The sequence below is a fragment of the Tsukamurella hominis genome (genome assembly GCF_965137015.1).
Lineage (GTDB): Bacteria > Actinomycetota > Actinomycetes > Mycobacteriales > Mycobacteriaceae > Tsukamurella > Tsukamurella hominis.
On the sequence record NZ_CBCRZG010000006.1, the window covers coordinates 93,446 to 107,599 of the forward strand.

The 14,154-nt window shown below is 67.5% G+C and carries 12 protein-coding genes; 4 read left to right on the forward strand and 8 right to left on the reverse strand.

Annotated elements, in window-relative coordinates; genetic code table 11:
• Positions 1-29: 29 nt before the first annotated feature.
• The gene (locus tag ACM9LD_RS10420) at positions 30-1,157 is read right to left on the reverse strand and encodes a DUF5336 domain-containing protein (RefSeq protein ID WP_415676593.1); all 1,128 of its coding nucleotides are present in this window, start codon (positions 1,155-1,157) and stop codon (positions 30-32) included.
• Between the two features lie 88 nt (positions 1,158-1,245).
• A complete protein-coding gene (locus tag ACM9LD_RS10425; RefSeq protein ID WP_415676594.1) occupies positions 1,246-2,112 on the reverse strand; it encodes a LysR family transcriptional regulator in 867 nt (288 codons plus the stop codon).
• A gap of 77 nt (positions 2,113-2,189) precedes the next feature.
• Here ACM9LD_RS10425 and ACM9LD_RS10430 point away from each other — a divergent pair, with 77 nt between their 5' ends.
• Positions 2,190-3,401, forward strand: a complete 1,212-nt coding sequence (locus ACM9LD_RS10430) for an MFS transporter (protein WP_415676595.1) — start codon at positions 2,190-2,192, stop codon at positions 3,399-3,401.
• 59 nt (positions 3,402-3,460) lie between these two features.
• Here ACM9LD_RS10430 and sucD read toward each other — a convergent pair whose 3' ends face one another.
• Positions 3,461-4,363, reverse strand: a complete 903-nt coding sequence (gene sucD / locus ACM9LD_RS10435) for a succinate--CoA ligase subunit alpha (RefSeq protein ID WP_415676596.1) — start codon at positions 4,361-4,363, stop codon at positions 3,461-3,463.
• A 16-nt stretch (positions 4,364-4,379) separates the two neighbouring features.
• Positions 4,380-5,543: an ADP-forming succinate--CoA ligase subunit beta gene (gene sucC / locus ACM9LD_RS10440; RefSeq protein ID WP_415676597.1), complete on the reverse strand. Its 1,164-nt coding sequence runs from the start codon at positions 5,541-5,543 to the stop codon at positions 4,380-4,382.
• Positions 5,544-5,815: 272 nt separating this feature from the next.
• Between sucC and ACM9LD_RS10445 the strand changes: the two genes are divergently transcribed.
• Together ACM9LD_RS10445 and ACM9LD_RS10450 are read left to right on the forward strand one after the other, a co-directional pair.
• Positions 5,816-6,610, forward strand: a complete 795-nt coding sequence (locus ACM9LD_RS10445; protein ID WP_415676598.1) for an LppX_LprAFG lipoprotein — start codon at positions 5,816-5,818, stop codon at positions 6,608-6,610.
• Positions 6,611-6,658: 48 nt separating this feature from the next.
• Positions 6,659-7,036, forward strand: a complete 378-nt coding sequence (locus ACM9LD_RS10450; protein WP_415676599.1) for a DUF4189 domain-containing protein — start codon at positions 6,659-6,661, stop codon at positions 7,034-7,036.
• Positions 7,037-7,174: 138 nt separating this feature from the next.
• Here ACM9LD_RS10450 and ACM9LD_RS10455 read toward each other — a convergent pair whose 3' ends face one another.
• Positions 7,175-8,824, reverse strand: coding sequence for a serine/threonine-protein kinase (locus tag ACM9LD_RS10455; RefSeq protein WP_415676600.1), 1,650 nt, complete (start codon positions 8,822-8,824; stop codon positions 7,175-7,177).
• Positions 8,825-8,973: 149 nt separating this feature from the next.
• Between ACM9LD_RS10455 and ACM9LD_RS10460 the strand changes: the two genes are divergently transcribed.
• Positions 8,974-10,203: a DUF7373 family lipoprotein gene (locus ACM9LD_RS10460; RefSeq protein ID WP_415676601.1), complete on the forward strand. Its 1,230-nt coding sequence runs from the start codon at positions 8,974-8,976 to the stop codon at positions 10,201-10,203.
• On the opposite strand, the gene ACM9LD_RS10465 is transcribed toward ACM9LD_RS10460, so the two are convergent.
• The 3 genes from ACM9LD_RS10465 to ACM9LD_RS10475 form a co-directional block, all read right to left on the reverse strand.
• The gene (locus ACM9LD_RS10465; protein ID WP_415676602.1) at positions 10,204-11,241 is read right to left on the reverse strand and encodes an NUDIX hydrolase; all 1,038 of its coding nucleotides are present in this window, start codon (positions 11,239-11,241) and stop codon (positions 10,204-10,206) included.
• The gene (locus ACM9LD_RS10470) at positions 11,234-12,130 is read right to left on the reverse strand and encodes a hypothetical protein (RefSeq protein ID WP_415676603.1); all 897 of its coding nucleotides are present in this window, start codon (positions 12,128-12,130) and stop codon (positions 11,234-11,236) included. The genes ACM9LD_RS10465 and ACM9LD_RS10470 overlap by 8 nt, the downstream gene beginning before the upstream one ends.
• 137 nt (positions 12,131-12,267) lie before the next feature.
• Positions 12,268-14,154 (reverse strand): acetoacetate--CoA ligase, encoded by a 1,887-nt coding sequence (locus ACM9LD_RS10475; RefSeq protein ID WP_415676604.1) that lies wholly within the window; start codon positions 14,152-14,154, stop codon positions 12,268-12,270.

The window sequence follows — 14,154 nt, forward strand, 5'->3', positions numbered from 1 at the left end:
GGTGGCTCAGGCGCGCCGCAGGCGGGGGACTACTGCCCCTGGGGCTTGTTCTCGTCGTCCGACGCGTGCGAGCCGTACTGCGGGGTGGACGGGCTGCCGAAGGCCTGCGTGCTGGCCGACGAGGCCTGGCCGAAGGCCGAGGTCACCTCGTCACCCGACGCCGAGGCTCCGGGGTTCGACGGTGCGCTCGACGGGAAGCCCGTGGTGGCCGGGGCCGCGGGGGTCGACGGGGTCGAGGCCGGAGCCTGGTAGCCCGACGAGGCCGGCGCCTGGTAGCCGCCGTAGGAGGGCCACTGCGACTGACCCTGCGCCTGCGGGGCCTGCTGCTCCTGCTGAACCGGGGCCGCGGTCGGGACGACCGGGTTCGACGGCGCCTCGGTGGCGGCCGGAGCGGCGGTGGCGGTTGCGGACGCGTCCGCCGTGGCGGTCTCCGCGGCGGCAACGGCGGCCGGGTTCTTCACGATGCCCGCGTCGACGAGCACCAGCACGACAGCGGCGGCCGCGGTGAACAGCGAGAAGACCAGTGCGATCCAGTAGCCGTAGACCAGGTTCTCCCAGGTGAAGAGACCGAAGAGCAGCGAGATGAAGCCCGCGACGGCGAGCGCGGCGGCCGGGGTGCGGCCCGTGTTGCCCTTCGAGATCAGGCTGAGGCCGGCGGCGACGCCCGCGGCGAGTGCGAGGGTGAGCGCTGTGAGCGGCGGGCCGGTGAAGGCGTTGACTGCACCGTCGAAAGTGCGGCCGAGGATCTCGGTGCTCGAGTCGCTGAACGTCAAGAAGCCGAGGAGGAAGGTGATGACGCCCAGCGCGGCGGTGGCGATGGACAGCACGAGTGCCAGGTCGAGCGGCTTCGACGGTGCTGCCGGCGCCTGCGGGAAGCCGCCGTACTGCTGGCCGTAGCCCTGCTGCTGCGGGTAGCCCTGGCCGAAGCCCTGCTGGCCGTAGCCCTGCTGCGAGTAGTCCGGCTGCTGGCCGTAGCCCTGCTGCGCGGGCTGACCGTAGCCCTGCTGGGCGGGCTGGCCGTAGCCGCCGCCCTGCTGCGCGGGCTGCGCCGGCTGGCCGTAACCCTGCTGGCCGTAGCCCTGCTGCGAGTAATCCGGCTGCTGCCCGTAGCCCCCCTGGCCCGGCTGCTGCCCGTACCCTCCACCTGAGTAGGTCATGTTCTTCTCCCCGAAGGTTGACGCGGCCCCGTACGGAGCCAGTACGCCACCACCCTATACACCGAGTCCGACGCCAACGGGATTCAATTCATTGAGTGTGATGGTCCACGACAGCCAACAGGGCCCTGGCCGCGGGGCTCAGCAGCTTCGAGTGGACCAGCAGCTGGGAGCGGGTGGGGCCGTCGACGAGCGGCACGACGGCGAGCCCGGCACCGTCGGGCACCGTCTCCCGCGCGGCCATCCCGACGCACAGCCCCGCCGCGATCAGCTCCAGCATGGTCTCGGACCGGTCCACCTCGAAGGCGACGGTGCGCCGCACGCCGGCCCGCTCGAAGGCCTGGTCCGACTCGGCGCGCCCGGCGCCGCCCGCGGGATAGTCGGCGAACGGGCGGTCGGCCGTCGCGGGGAGGGTGAGCGGACCGTCGACCCGCTCGGCCTCGGGGACGACGAGCACGAGGTGGTCGACGGCGAGCCGCCTGGCGACGACGCCCGCGGTGGAGAAGCCGTCGGGGACGCCGAGCAGCGCCAGGTCGACGGTGCCGGTGCGCACGCCCTCGATGAGGACCTCGCTCGCGCCGCTGCGCAACCGGACGGTCGCGTCGGGGTACGCGGCGCGGTAGGCGCGCAGGACGTCGACCACGTCGAAGACGGTGAAGGTGGGGATCATCCCGACGGTGACGGTGCCGCGGACCCCGCCGAAGGTCGCGGCCACCTCGTCGGCCGCGCGTTCGGTGGCGGCGAGCGCCGCCCGGGCCTGCGGCAGGAAGGCCTCCCCCGCGGCCGTGAGCCGGACGGACCGGTTGGTGCGGTCGAACAGGCGCGCGCCGAGCTCCTTCTCCAGCGCCGCGACGCGGTGGCTGAGCGCGGATTGCACGACGTGGCAGCGCTCGGCGGCCCGCGTGAAGTTCAGCGTCTCGGACACCGCGATCACGTACCGCAGCTGCTGCAGCTCCATCGATCATCTCCCAGGAAGATCATTCCATCGAAATCATACGTTGGACTCATGATGACCGGGAGCAGAGACTGGAAGCCATGACCACCACCGCTCCCCGCACCGCGGCGTCGGCCCCCGGCCTCCTGCGCCTCATGGCCCTGGCGACGGGCCTGTCGGTGGCGGGCAACTACCTCGCGCACCCGATCCTCGGCCTGCTGCAGGAGCGGCTCGGCATGTCCGAGACCGCGGCGGGGATGCTGGTGACCGCGGCGCAGGCCGGCTACGCCGTCGGGCTGGTCCTGCTGGTGCCGATGGCCGACGCGGTCCGTCGCCGCCCGCTGGCGCTCGCGCTGCTCCTGATCACGGCGGCGGCGCTGGTCGCGGCCGGGGCGGCACCGTCGGGCGGGGTGCTGTTGGTCGCGGCGACGGTCGCGGCGATCACCTCGGTCGGGGCGCAGGTGATCGTGCCCTACGCGGCCGAGCTCGCGGGGCCGGAGCACCAGGCCCGCGCCGTCGGCATCGTGATGAGCGGGCTCGTGCTGGGCACCGTCGTGAGCCGCTTCCTCTCCGGCGTGCTGTCCGACCTCGCGGGCTGGCGCACCCCGTACCTCGTGCTCGCGGCGCTGCTCGTCGTCGTCACCGGCGCCCTGTCCCGGGCGCTCCCCCGCCACGATCCGGGCAGGCCGGGGCTGACCCCGTCGCGTTACCGGGCGCTCCTGGTCTCGATGGCCGGGCTGGTGCGCGAGCTGCCGGTGCTGCGGCTGCGGGCGGTGCTGATCGGCCTCGCGCTCGGCTCGTTCATGGTGCAGGGCGCCGCGGTGACCTTCCTGCTCGCCGGCCCGCGCTACGGCTGGACGCCCGCCGCGATCGGCGCGATCGGTCTGCTCGGCGCGGTCGGCGCGCTCTCCGGCCCGACGATCGGGAAGTTCGTCGACCGCGGCCACGGGGCGGTGCTCACCGCGGGCGGCCTGGGTCTGCAGGCGACGGCGTGGCTGCTCATGATCCCCGCGGGCGGCGCGATCGGCCTACCCGCCCTCATCGTGGGGCTGGCGCTCATGGGGATCGGCCAGCAGGCGGCGCTGAATTCGTCGCAGGCCGTGGTCTTCTCGCTCCGACCGGAGGCGCGCGGGCGGATCAACGCCGTGTTCATGGGCACGTTCTTCCTCGGCGGCACCCTCGGTTCCGCCGCGACCGCCGCGCTGTGGCCCCTCGCCGGGTGGACCGGCGCGTGCCTGCTGGGCGCGGGCCTCGCCGCCGCGGCGCTGGTTCTGTACCTGGTGTTCCGTCGGGTCGAGGTACCGGCGGCCTAGAAACGGGACGACCCCGCCTCCCTGGCGGGAGGCGGGGTCGTGGACCGAATGCGCTGCGGTTACAGCGACTGCAGGATCTCGCGGGCGAGAGCGGCGGTCTCGGAGGGGGTCTTGCCCACCTTGACGCCGGCGGCCTCGAGGGCCTCCTTCTTCGCGGCGGCCGTGCCCGAGGAGCCGGAGACGATGGCGCCGGCGTGGCCCATGGTCTTGCCCTCGGGAGCGGTGAAGCCGGCCACGTAGCCCACGACGGGCTTGGTGACGTTGGCCTGGATGTACGCCGCGGCGCGCTCCTCGGCGTCGCCGCCGATCTCGCCGATCATGACGATGAGCTTGGTGTTCGGGTCCTTCTCGAACGCCTCGATGGCGTCGATGTGGGTGGTGCCGATCACCGGGTCGCCGCCGATGCCGATGGCGGTGGAGAAGCCGAAATCGCGCAGCTCGTACATCATCTGGTAGGTCAGCGTGCCCGACTTCGACACGAGGCCGACGGGGCCGGTGCCGGTGATGTTGGCTGGGGTGATGCCGACGAGGGCCTCGCCCGGGGTGATGATGCCGGGGCAGTTCGGGCCGATGATGCGGGTCTTCTGGCCCTTCTCCACGTTGTAGGCCCAGGCGAACGCCGAGTCCTGCACGGGGATGCCCTCGGTGATGACCACCAGGAGCGGGATCTCGGCGTCGATGGCCTCGACGATGGCGTCCTTGGAGAACGCCGGCGGCACGAAGGCGATCGAGGTGTCGGCGCCGGTCTTCTCGATGGCCTCGGCCACGGAGCCGAAGACGGGCAGCTCGATGTCGTTGCCGTCCTTGTCGACGTGCTTGACGGTGGTGCCCGCCTTGCGCGCGTTCACGCCGCCCACGACGTTGGTGCCGGCCTTGAGCATCAGCGCGGTGTGCTTGGTGCCCTCGCCGCCGGTGATGCCCTGGACGATGACCTTGTTGTCCTTGGTCAGGAAGATAGCCATTTTTCTGTTGTCTCCCTTACTTGTTCGCCAGCTCGGCGGCCTTGTCGGCGCCTTCGTCCATGGTCTGCGCGAGCGTCACCAGCGGGTGGTTCGCGGCGGCCAGGATCGCCCGGCCCTCCTCCACCTTGTTGCCGTCGAGGCGCACGACGAGCGGCTTGGAGGCCGTGTCGCCCAGGGTGTTCAGGGCGCCGACGATGCCGTTGGCGACCGCGTCGCACGCGGTGATGCCGCCGAAGACGTTGACGAACACGCTCTTGACCTGCTCGTCGCCGAGGATGACGTCGAGGCCCGCGGCCATGACCTCGGCCGAGGCGCCGCCGCCGATGTCGAGGAAGTTGGCGGGCTTGACGCCGCCGTGGTTCTCACCGGCGTAGGCGACCACGTCGAGGGTCGACATGACCAGGCCCGCACCGTTGCCGATGACGCCGACCTGACCGTCGAGCTTGACGTAGTTGAGGTCGTTCTCCTTGGCCTTGAGCTCGAGCGGGTCGGTGGACCCGGCGTCGGCGAAGGCCTCGTGGTCGGGGTGGCGGAAGTCGGCGTTCTCGTCGAGCGAGACCTTGCCGTCCAGCGCGAGGATCTGGTCGTCCGGGGTGCGGACGAGCGGGTTGACCTCGACCAGGGTGGCGTCCTCGGCGACGAAGACCTCCCACAGCTTCTGGATGGTCACGGCCGCCGCGTCGAGCACCTCGGCGGGCAGCTTGCCGGCCTCGGCGATCGAGCGGGCGGTGGCCAGGTCGACGCCCTTGGTCGCGTCCAAGGCGATCTTCGCCAGCGCGTCCGGGTTCTCCTCGGCGGTGACCTCGATCTCCACGCCGCCCTCGACCGAGCACATGGCCAGGTAGGTGCGGTTGGCGCGGTCGAGCAGGAAGGAGATGTAGTACTCCTCGGCGATATCGCTCGCCTCGGCCACGAGCAGCTTCTTGACGACGTGACCCTTGATGTCCAGGCCCAGGATGGCCTCGGCGTTGGCCTGCGCCGCATCGGCGTCGGCGGAGTACTTCACGCCGCCGGCCTTGCCGCGGCCACCCACCTTGACCTGCGCCTTGACCATCACCGGCTTGCCGATTTCCTCGGCGATCGCGCGGGCGTCGGCGACATTGTCCGTCACGCGGCCGGCCGATGTGGGCACGCCGTGCTTGACGAACAGTTCCTTCGCTTGGTATTCGAAGAGATCCATCAGCTCACCATCTGTCTGGTTACTCGGTCCACCCGCATTCTTCACGGGTCCGGGGTCGACTCTATGCCTCCGCGAATCCGCTCGGGCGGCGACCCTTGTTCAATGACGTATCTCACTTGACCTGCGGTTATCAGCTTTCGCAACCTACCCGTCGGTAAGTTTTGGATCGGCCCTGGCAAAGGACCCACGAAGACCGCTTCAGGCGGTTGCAAGCGCCGGTTAAGCCCGGCCGTCGAAGCTCTCCTCAGTCCTACTGAAGGAGAACCACACCCATGAAGCGCACTTCCCGCCCCGCCCTCATCGCGGCCTCGGCAGCCGTCGCGCTGAGCGTCGTGCTCACCGGCTGCTCCGACAAGGGCGCGTCGACCACCGGCGCGACCGACACCGCCGCCGCGTCGGCGAGCGCCTCGGACACCGACGCCCCCGCACTCGTCAAGGCCGCCTCCGAGGCGGCCAAGAACGTCACCAGCCTGCACTTCCTCGTCAAGGTCGACGGCAAGGTGCCCAACATGCCGATTTCGAAGGTCGACGGGGATCTTCAGGTCAAGCCCGTCACGCAGGCGACCGGCACCGCGACCATCGACATCGGGGGTCGGTCCGAGGGCACGTTCGTCTACACGGACGGCACCATGTACGCCTCGCTCCTCGGCGCGAACTACGTCGACTACGGCGACGGCGCCTCGATCTACGACGTCTCGGCGCTGTTCGACCCGGCCAAGGGCATCCCCAACGTCCTCGCGACGATGACCGGCGCCAAGGCCGCCGGCACCGAGACCATCGACGGCCAGGAGACCGTCAAGGTCACCGGCACCGTGCCCGCCACCGAGATCGCCGCGATCTCCGGCTCACGCGTCGATCCAGAGAAGAGCGTCCCGGTCCCCACCACCGCGTGGATCCAGAAGTCCGGCGACAGGCAGCTCGTCCGCCTCGAGGTCAAGCCCTCCACCGAGGGCACCATCACGCTCACGTTCTCGAAGTGGGGCCAGAAGGTCACGGTGACCAAGCCCGCCGTCGAGGCCGCCCCGTCGGGCCCCAAGCCCACCGACAGCCAGGACTCCCCGCGCTAGCGGGCCGTCCACTCCCCCGCCGTTCTATCTCACTGAAGAGGATCCATCATGAAGACCACCACCAAGAAGGCCCTGATCGCCGCAGTCGCCACCGCCAGCGTCGCCGGCGGCGTCCAGGTCGCGGCGGCCCCGGCCGCCAACGCCGCCGTCAACTTCGGCGCCATCGCCGTCGCCAGCAACGGGGCGATGGGCCGGTCCTGGGATTACGCGTCCCGCGGCGCCGCGGAGCGCGCCGCGCTCAACTCCTGCGGCTGGGGCAGCTGCAAGGTCCTCGCGTCGTTCGCCGACGGCTGCGGCGCGGTCGCCGAGAACCGCACGATGTTTCGGGGCTACGCCGCCCGCTCGCTCCGCGTCGCCCAGAACGGCGCGCTGAGCCTCCCGGGCTCGCGTATCAAGGCGTGGCAGTGCACCTCCGGTCATCTCTGACCGGTCCGGTAGCGCACGGGCGGCACCGTTTCCGACGGTGCCGCCCCTCGTGCTCTCGGTACTTCGCAACACACCGGACGACGTTCGGCACGACTCAACGAATTCGGGTCCGTGTCCGAAGCGCCGCGCGTACATGACCTAGAGGGTCCTCGCGAGCGACACCGACTTCGCGGTCAACCGCGCCGGGACGTTCGACTGGTCGGCCTGGTCCAGGCATCGCGTGATCGAAACGATCGCGTTGCGCACACGGGAATCACTGGACGTGCAGTAGAAGCCCACGTCTTCGTACGTCATTGTGCTCCAGAGTTGCCATTCCGAAGGCGTCCCCGTAACTGCTGACGTGATCCTCATGACGCTTCCCGAGGGCGAGGTGAGCTGAATCTGAGACTTAGTGCAGGTCGTGAACTCTCGCACCATCCTGGCGAACACCTCCTCTGCATCGCGTACCGCCCGGAAGACGACTGCACCGGTCGTTATCGACAGGCCGAAGGTGAGACGTCCGTTCGGCGTGGGATGCCTATAGCGGACGGTTGCTCGCGAAGCCTCGTTCGCGGATGGAGATCCACTGGCGACCCAGGTGCACTCCGCGGGACTCACCGTTCCCCCTTGAGCCTCAAGCGCGTCCGTCCGATCGACGTTCCAGAACCCTGCGTCGTTCGACGTCAGATCCTTCACGTCCTGCTCGGACGGGACCAGTTGTGCTGCCGAGACGGCGATCGTGGGCTCCGCGGACGGTGTAGCAGAACGTGGCGACGATGATAGCGGGACCGCCTCCCCTGCAATTGATTCACCGGGCGTCGAGCGCCATGCAAGCGTCGCCGCGACAAGCGCGACAACCAGGGCGACGGCGCCCGCCACAAGAGGCGCCCCGCGGCGCAGCCGTGACCTCGCCGGTGCCGGGTCCGCACTGGGCAGAGTGGAAATCCCTCCGAATTGCGGCACGGTCGGCGAGGCGTCTGCAGTGACCGAGGCAGCGCGGCGGAGGTCGGCGGCGAAGGCCTCGCAGCTCGGATAGCGGTCGGCGGCCCGCTTGGCGAGCGCCCGAGCGAAAACCTGGTTCAACGTTGCGGCGCTGCTGTTCAGGCTCGGGACTGGACGGGTCAGATGTCCGGAGACTACATCCGCCGCGGCACCTGCGAAGGGCACCCGGCCGGCAATCATCTGGTACACCGTGCACGCAAGCGAGTACTCGTCAGCGCGGCTGTCCAGCGCCTCTCCGCTGATCGCCTCGGGCGACATGTACTTGAGTGTTCCGACCGTGGCTCCGGCGGCGGACAGCGAGGTCGCGTCTCCCGCCGCCTTGGCGATGCCGAAGTCGGCAAGCTTGACCTCGGCGATGCGGCCCGACGGATCAAAGGCGATGAGGATGTTCGCAGGCTTGACGTCGCGGTGCGTCAAGCCCTTCGTCCGCCACGCGTAGTCGAGAGCCGAGGCGACCGCTTGCGTCACGTCCAACGCCAATTCCATCGGCATCGGCCCGGACGACTGGAGCAACTGTGCGACGTCGCGGCCGTCTACGTACTCCATAGTCAGCCATAGGCGACCATCGACCTCACCCCGATCGTGGATCTGAATGATGTGCGGGTGCTTCAGCCCGGCGAGGATCTCCGACTCCCGGATGAAGCGGGCCTTGAAATCGTCGATGCGGCTCACATCGGCATCCAGGAGCTTGAGAGCATCCCGCCGAGGAAGCCGAGGATGCTCGACGAGGTACACCTCGCCCATGCCACCCCGACCGATCTCTCGAATGACACGGTAACCGGCGATTCGCCTCGATTCATCCCCCATATCCATTTCCTATCACGCCCATGAGCGGCGGACTGCCGACCAGATCCCGCACCATGCACTGTTGCGATTCGAACACGATCCGCCGCTCGCCGAGCCTCCGGCCCGGCCGCCCGACATACTCGGTGTCGTCGGGGGTTCGGGGGCGGAGCATGGAAGCACATAGCGGAACGGCGACGGCCGTCGTCGCGCTGGTCGTCGGGCTGCTCTCCGCCTGTTCGACGGTGGTCGCGGGCACGCCGGTCGCCGAGACCACGGTCTCCAAGGTGGACCCCGGCAATTTCCCGACCACGCCCCGCACCGTCACCGCGCAGTCCGCGGCCGACGCGTGGCAACAGGAGGGGCTGGTCATGGCCGATGCGGTGGTGGCGCCGTCGGACATCCGCGCGGACCTGACGGCGTCCGTATCGGACGAACCCGAGGCCGGTGCCGGGCCGCTGCTCCGCGTGGGGCAACTCATCGAGCGCGACAGCGCCCGCGGCATCCGGACAGGCGGAATTCCTCCCCGGGTAGCTGCGAACCTGGAACTCAACACCAGGTTCGACGCCGGGTTCGCGACCGCCGCCGGCGACTCCTCCACCTCTCCGAAGACACAACTCGCTGTCGCGCTGCTCCGCTTCACCACCGACGACAGTGCCGAGAAGGCCATGACGACGCTCCGGGCGGGAACTCCGCCGCCCGGAGCGCTCGCGCGGATCCCCGGCGCGGTCGTGGTGTCGAGCACGACGGCGGGCGGGCTGACCAAGACGGCGGTCGCGGCGCCGGTGAACAACCTCATCTCGCTGGTCTGGGCCACCACCCGGGGCGCGGGGAGCGAGGACCTCGCGATCAAGGGCCTGGCTGCCCAGGTCGAACGGTCCCGCACGTACGTCCCGACGGTGCGGCTCTCGGGGCTCACGGTGCCGGCCGTCCCGATGGACAAGGACGGAATCATGTCGCGCACGCTCGCCTCGCAGAACGATTCCCGGACCCGGACCGCGTTCGGCTTCTCCAGCGGATTCGAGTTCGGCGACGGCTACTACTCGCCGCGCACGCGACACCTGATGAATCGACGCCCCGACTGGCTCGCGTCCGCGACCCGGAACGGCGTCGACCTCGTCGGCAGCACCGCACGGACCACGGTGGTCCGGACACGGAACCCCCAGTCCGCGAAGACCTTCCTCTCGGAGACCCGCGCCGACCCGACCGCCACCGCGTACGACGTGCCGGGATTCTCCCGAACACAGGCGGGCTGCGATTCCATCGCGCACCCCACGGAGCCGTACTCGTGTTACGTCACCGTCGGGCGGTGGGCGATCCAGGCCACCTCGGTCTCTCTCGACCTCGCGCGCCAGGCGATCTCCGCCGCGTACCTGATCAACAAGGCTGCCGGCGAGAACTGATCACAAGGCCACTCGGCTAAGAAGCACATTCCTCGTCCCCGAAAATATGTTTCTGCGCAAGATCTCGCCTTGTGACATCCATTCGAACTCGTCAAACTCTTCCATACTTGGAATCAGCAATTCTGTATCACGCAGACGCATTCGCCAAAAATACGTGACACCTACACCTATGTCTCTTGAATACTCCCCCAAGGGAACAAGTCGATCCCCCCGAACTTCTAGCCCCACTTCTTCTTGCACCTCCCGAATGACAGTCTCCAACGGATCGGAGTCAGAAGATTTCGCTCGACCGCCGATAGGCATCCAGTATCCGGGGTTTCGAGCGGTACGGGCCATTGCGATCCGATCATTCGCGTCTAGAATGAAAACAAATGACGCCCACTGGTCTTCTTTCGGAATCCTGGCGAGGTACATTTCATCCGCTCGAGCAACTAGCTCCGAGAGGTTTTCGACAGCCGCACGACGAAATGCAGCCACTTGTGTTTCACCAGTTCGGGACCGCGGCGCCAGAACGAAAGATTCGCCAGACGAAGCAGTAGAGGTTATACATAACGTAACTGCAAACGAATCGGTCCCCGTCGAATGAAATGTATCGCGAGCGATCGAATAGACTCCAGTCTCGCTCGTTCGCCTCGCCATATCCTTCAAATTGAGACCAAACGTCCGCCCGTCCGCTCGGAGCAGACTCTCCCCTTCATTGACGGTGCTTTCGACCTGAAACCGCTCCCAGCCGCCGTCCTCGTCTTCGACTACCAGGTATCGCTTCTCTACCACAGAGCCAATCAAGACAAGCGATGCGAGATGCCACCCATGAGAGTGCACCGAAAAATTATCGACAGGACCTCTAACCTGAGGCGTCCAGAAATGCACCCTAGCTTGCCATCCATCCAAGACAGACTCAGCTCGAACAACGGTGAAGCCATAGGGATGCACAAACCCAGACACCTCAGCGGTTTCGATCATGAAGCGGGCATCAGGCCACGTCTGATGAGCTATCCATCGCTCGGCATCGCCAATTGCACCTGTCGACTCAGTCATAATGATGAGACTCTTTCGATCGCTCACAAATCTTTCGCACGAGACCGTTATCGGACTGGAAATCAATTCCAAGATTGTCTTTGAAGAACTGTTCCAAATTGAGCACCGCGCTCCGAGTGATCTGCGCTGATGGATCGCCTAGATCCAAGTTTGCAGTCGGCATCAAAGGAATTGATTTCGCCAGAGCCTGCGCAGCCGAAAAGTCGTCAACGAATCGCTGGTAGAGCTCATGACCCCGGGAAACTTGAAGTGCGGCATCACCTCTCTGTTGTCCACACAGAAAAGCCCTCTCGCTCGATATATCCAAGCTTTGCACCCATCCGGCACTAACAAGGCGCAGATCTATCCGACATCTTGCGTTGTAGCGAGTCGTCTGCAGAATTCGAATGACACTAATGCACACATTCGCTCGAATCTTCTCTGGATCCCAGTTGTTCCTGTCACGCGGTGGCCGCATCGCCTGATAGGTGCCCAATCCATCAATCGTCGGATCCATCAGAAGTACGTCCACATTTAGAGGCTCTGAGCGACTCGCGAGGATTGGTAGGGTCTCTTGCACGAAATACGTGCCAGTACGTGCTCTTATCTTCCAGGTCGACGAGCTCTTCGCATCACCATTCAGGGTGGCCTTCAATTTTCCACCCGACAACAAAATTGGCTTCACTGCATCTTTCGATGCGGGAAAGAGTATCCTGAGGACACCCCCTACCGCAACAGCGACAATAATCGCTGCAATGACGTTATCCGTCAACGCCCCCCAAATGGCCGCGGTGGCTGATTGCCCGTCTCGCGGAGGGTAAAGGAAGTATCGCAGAAGATAGAGAACCAATCCTATCAAGAAGACAAGTGGAAGCGTTACCTTCCTGGCCAATCTTTGTTCATCCCCCATTTGCTGTCCTGCCCTCTCAAGACTAAGCCGCACGGTCGCGCACACGGTCCATCGCAGCATACAGGCACTGTTTTCGCCCGCAGACCGAGGTATTTGCAACGTACTTATCCACCGTCGACGACGAGCCGTTCAAACGCCTACCAAATATGGGCGCGACCCTTCGCCGCGTACCAGCCGAGCAGGTCCGGGTCGTCGACGGACTTCGGGTCGACGTTGACGTCGCGGCCGGCGAGCATGCCGGTCACGGGGATCTCGAGCTTCTTCCCCGTCTTGGTGTGCGGGATGCCGGGAGCGAGGAGAACCTCATCGGGCACGTGCCGCGGCGAGAGCCGGGTGCGGACGTCCATACGGATGCGCTGCACCAGCTCGTCCGTCAGCTCCTTCCCCGGCACGAGAGTCAGGAACATGGGCATCCAGTACTTCGCGTCCGGCCCGTCGACGCCGACGACCATGGCCTCCGCGACCTCCGGGACGGCCTCGACCACCTCGTAGATGTCGGCAGAGCCCATCCGGATGCCGTTGCGGTTCAAGGTCGCATCGCTGCGGCCGTGGATGGTGATCGACCCGCGATCGGTCAGTTCCACCCAGTCGCCGTGCCGCCACAGGTTCGGCGCGATGCCGTCGGTCCACTCGTGCTCGAAGTACGCGGCGCGATACTTGGCGTCGCCCGGGTCGTTCCAGAAGTTGGTCGGCATCGACGGCATCGGCATGGTGATCACCATCTCGCCGACCTCGTCGATCAGCGGCGTCCGGTCCGGCGCCCACGCCTCCAGGGCGCAGCCCAGGTAGCGGACGGTCAGCTCGCCGGGGACGTGGGGCACCGAGGCGGTGCCGCCGCAGAAGGCGCTGCACACGTCCGTACCGCCCGACACGGAGCTCACCGGCAGCCCGGCGGCGACGTGCTCGTCGACCCAGGTGAACAGGTCCGGCGCCAGCGGCGAGCCGGTGCTGCCGATCGTCTTGAGCACCAGCGCGTGCTCGGCGCCGGGGTTCAAGCCCGCCTTGCGGGAGGCCTGGAGCTGGCCGGGGCTGGTGCCGAAGAAGGTGACCTTCTCGTCCTCGCAGACCTGCCACAACCGGTCGGCCGTCGGGGCCAGGGGGTGCCCGGAGAAGGTGACGATCGTCGCGCCCATCAGCAGCCCGGCGATCTGGTAGTTCCACATCATCCACGACAGCGCGGTGTGCCAGAAGAAGACGTCGCCCGGCCCGATCTCGTTGTGCAGCCCCAGCACCTTCACGTGCTCGACGAGGATGCCGCCGTGGCCCTGGACGATGCCCTTCGGCTTGCCCGTCGTGCCCGACGAGAACAGCACCCACAGCGGGTGGTCGAACGGCACCTGCACCGGGTTCAACGGCGGTGTGGAAGCCGTCGGCTCCGGCAGCTCGGTGATCACGTGCGACGTCGGGACACCGAGCAGCCCCGCCAGTTCCGCGGTGTCGGAACGCTTGTCGACGTACTTCTCACCGAAGGTGTAACCGTCCCGGGCGAAGAGCACCTTCGGCGCGAGCTGCGCCATCCGGCCGGCCGCGCCCTCCGGCGCGTAGTCCTGTCCGCAGCCCGACCAGACGGCGCCGATCGACGCCGTCGCCAGGAAGGCCAACACCGCGAACGGCTCGTCCGGCAGGTACGCCGCGACCGTATCGCCCACGCTCACGCCCAACGAACGCAGCAGCTCCGCGAGCGCGGACACGCGCGCGGGCAGCTCCGACCACGGGATCTCCACCCGCGCACCGTCGTCCGACAGGCCCACGATCGCGGCACCCGGGAGCGACGCGAACCGCAGCACCCGATCGACGTAGTTCAGCTCCACCTCCGGGAACCAGCGGGCGCCGGGCATCTCCCGCGCCGCCAGCACCGGTCCGGTCCGCTCACCGAGCTCGAAGAAGTCCCATACCGCACCCCAGAACGCCTCGGGCTCGGACACGGACCACTGGTACACGGCCTCATATCTCCCCTCCGGGGAGGTGTCGTAGTCCCCCGCGGGGACGCCGGCGGACTCTGCGAAGCGATCGATCGAATACAC

Coding starts and splice junctions, on each gene's coding strand:
- ACM9LD_RS10420 (WP_415676593.1), bottom strand. CDS start 1,157: ATGACCTACTCAGGTGGAGGGTACGGGCAGCAGCCGGGCCAGGGGGGC.
- ACM9LD_RS10425 (WP_415676594.1), bottom strand. CDS start 2,112: ATGGAGCTGCAGCAGCTGCGGTACGTGATCGCGGTGTCCGAGACGCTG.
- ACM9LD_RS10430 (WP_415676595.1), top strand. CDS start 2,190: ATGACCACCACCGCTCCCCGCACCGCGGCGTCGGCCCCCGGCCTCCTG.
- sucD (WP_415676596.1), bottom strand. CDS start 4,363: ATGGCTATCTTCCTGACCAAGGACAACAAGGTCATCGTCCAGGGCATC.
- sucC (WP_415676597.1), bottom strand. CDS start 5,543: ATGGATCTCTTCGAATACCAAGCGAAGGAACTGTTCGTCAAGCACGGC.
- ACM9LD_RS10445 (WP_415676598.1), top strand. CDS start 5,816: ATGAAGCGCACTTCCCGCCCCGCCCTCATCGCGGCCTCGGCAGCCGTC.
- ACM9LD_RS10450 (WP_415676599.1), top strand. CDS start 6,659: ATGAAGACCACCACCAAGAAGGCCCTGATCGCCGCAGTCGCCACCGCC.
- ACM9LD_RS10455 (WP_415676600.1), bottom strand. CDS start 8,824: ATGGGGGATGAATCGAGGCGAATCGCCGGTTACCGTGTCATTCGAGAG.
- ACM9LD_RS10460 (WP_415676601.1), top strand. CDS start 8,974: ATGGAAGCACATAGCGGAACGGCGACGGCCGTCGTCGCGCTGGTCGTC.
- ACM9LD_RS10465 (WP_415676602.1), bottom strand. CDS start 11,241: ATGACTGAGTCGACAGGTGCAATTGGCGATGCCGAGCGATGGATAGCT.
- ACM9LD_RS10470 (WP_415676603.1), bottom strand. CDS start 12,130: ATGGGGGATGAACAAAGATTGGCCAGGAAGGTAACGCTTCCACTTGTC.